Raw genomic sequence first — 276 nt, 5'->3', positions numbered from 1 at the left:
ATTAAAATGGGCCGCAACTGTCTGGAGGACCGCTCGTGGATGCACGGCCCACTGTTTCCCCGTTACCTGTTGAACCCCTGTTTCAGGAGCCGGTGCCGGCACCGCTGGTGCCCGATGACTGGCTGGATCAGTTGGCGGCAGGACTGACGCATACCGGCTGGATGAGTCTTGATGTGCGTGAGCGTCTGGGCGATGAACTGATCGCCGCGCTGCGACAGGAAGTCACCACGCTGCATCTCACCGAAGCCATGAAGGCAGCTGGCATAGGGCGCGGTG

Annotated in this window: 1 pseudogene; it reads left to right on the top strand. The window is 61.6% G+C overall.

Annotated elements, in window-relative coordinates:
- Window positions 1–35 precede the first annotated feature (35 nt).
- Window positions 36–276 (top strand): annotated as a pseudogene (locus tag CLH62_RS20915) (2OG-Fe(II) oxygenase); the annotation flags it as partial.

Origin of the sequence: Marinobacter guineae (assembly GCF_002744735.1) — a bacterium.
Classification (GTDB): Bacteria; Pseudomonadota; Gammaproteobacteria; order Pseudomonadales; family Oleiphilaceae; genus Marinobacter; species Marinobacter guineae.
This window is presented reverse-complemented; position numbering and strand designations above follow the sequence as displayed.